The organism is Oribacterium sp. C9 (genome assembly GCF_002007235.1).
In the GTDB taxonomy this organism is placed as follows: domain Bacteria; phylum Bacillota; class Clostridia; order Lachnospirales; family Lachnospiraceae; genus Oribacterium.
This window is the reverse complement of record NZ_MUHW01000059.1, coordinates 1-1,669: the sequence shown is the minus strand read 5'-3', so window position 1 is coordinate 1,669 and position 1,669 is coordinate 1. Positions and strand designations below refer to the sequence as shown.

Here is a 1,669-nt window from a genome sequence, read left to right as displayed (position 1 = left end):
GTGGTACTGAAACTGCTGGGAATATTGTCTTGAAATTTTTAACCTTTGCCATGATGTTTTTTCTCCTTTTAAACAGAAATATAATTTTTTGAGTTCCGGAAGAGGCGCCCTTTCTTCCTTCGCAATCGTTTGTATTTGTTATGGGTTATTTATAACATGTCCAAAAAGCTTGTGCAACATTTCCGCAACTGTCTGCAATTTGTTGCATGCCTTTTGCAATTAGTTGTACCTTTTGTCACTTATGTTGCTTTTGAAAGCGTTTTACTTGTGCATATTTATACTCATGCTTTCAGCACCTTTGTGCAATTATGAATCCGCGTGCAACAAACGTTTGCATAGAACTGTAATGATGATATACTAAAAGAAGCTATATAGAAGGAGGCTAACATGGCCACGTTAAAAGATGTTGCAGCTCTCGCACACGTCGATGTTTCCACCGTTTCGAGAGCTCTCAATAATAATTCAAATGTTCACCCGGAAACAAAAGCCAGAATTCTCGCAGCTGTTAAAGAACTCAGCTACAAGCCCAACGTCCTCGCAAGAGGCTTACGTCAGGGTAAATTAAACACCATCGCTGTCGTAGCTCCCAAGCTCACATACTCCATATTCTCACAGGTTGCCCTCGGCATAGAAAAAGCCGCCAGAGACAAGGGCTACGCCATAATCATGGTAAACACAGGAAACGACGGAGACACAGAGAAGAAAAGTCTCGCAAAATTAAGAAACAGTTTTATTGATGGAATGATAATAGGTGCCACAGGAAACAACACCAGGCTTATCAGAGACATAAACACAGAGATCCCGGTAGTTCAGGTAATCAGAAAGTTTGATCCATTACTCAGCTGTGTCGACGTTGACTACATTGACATAGGATATAAAGCAGTATGGAACCTCTACAGTAAGGGTTGCCGGAAGATAGCCCTGATAAACAGCTCTCTATCCCTCACACCTTACGAAAACCGATATATCGGATACAAGCGTGCCATAGCGGAACTAGATCTGGAAGAAATAGTCATATCAAAAGAGTCTCTGCTCCAGGGGCCTTCCTACGGGTATGAATGTACCCTAAAGCTGCTTGACGAGTACGACGGCATAGACGGAATCATGCTAGCAAGCGACTCCCAGTCCATGGGCGCTCTAAGAGCATTAAAGGAAAGTCATATTTCAGTACCTGATCAGATAAAGATCCTCAGCATGACCGGCATACAAATAGGTTCAATGCTGGAGACCTCTCTCACTTCATTCGAACTGCCGGGAGAAGAGATCGGCGAGGAGGCTGCACTGATGCTCATCAGGACCATCGAATCCGAAAATCACGATAAACCGCCCGCACGCCACCTTACTCTTTCCGCGCAGCTTATAGAGAGGGAATCAACAGGGTAAAATAAAAAAACATATAGTCAAGGACTCTTATAAATAAGAGTCCCCAATTTGGGGACTCATCGTATCGCAGCTATCCAAAAGTTGTAAAACAGATGTAATTTTTATTCTCTCGTGCTGAAATACTTGAAAATAAAGGATTTCTAACTATGGTTAATACCATGCCCCAGCAGATGAATAATGTACAAGTATCTGCCGTCATCTAACATCGTTCGTACCACCGCCCTATCACGAATCGAGTAGGGGGAATATAATCCCCCTCTCACACCACCGTACGTGCCGTTCGGCA

The 1,669-nt window shown here is 43.1% G+C and carries 1 protein-coding gene; it reads left to right on the top strand.

Going from position 1 to position 1,669, the window contains the following annotated elements; translation table 11 throughout:
• The first annotated feature begins 387 nt into the window (after positions 1 to 387).
• Positions 388 to 1,383, top strand: a complete 996-nt coding sequence (locus tag BXO88_RS16120) for a LacI family DNA-binding transcriptional regulator (RefSeq protein ID WP_078038744.1) — start codon at positions 388 to 390, stop codon at positions 1,381 to 1,383.
• Positions 1,384 to 1,669: the final 286 nt, after the last annotated feature.

Coding starts and splice junctions, on each gene's coding strand:
- BXO88_RS16120 (WP_078038744.1), top strand. CDS start 388: ATGGCCACGTTAAAAGATGTTGCAGCTCTCGCACACGTCGATGTTTCC.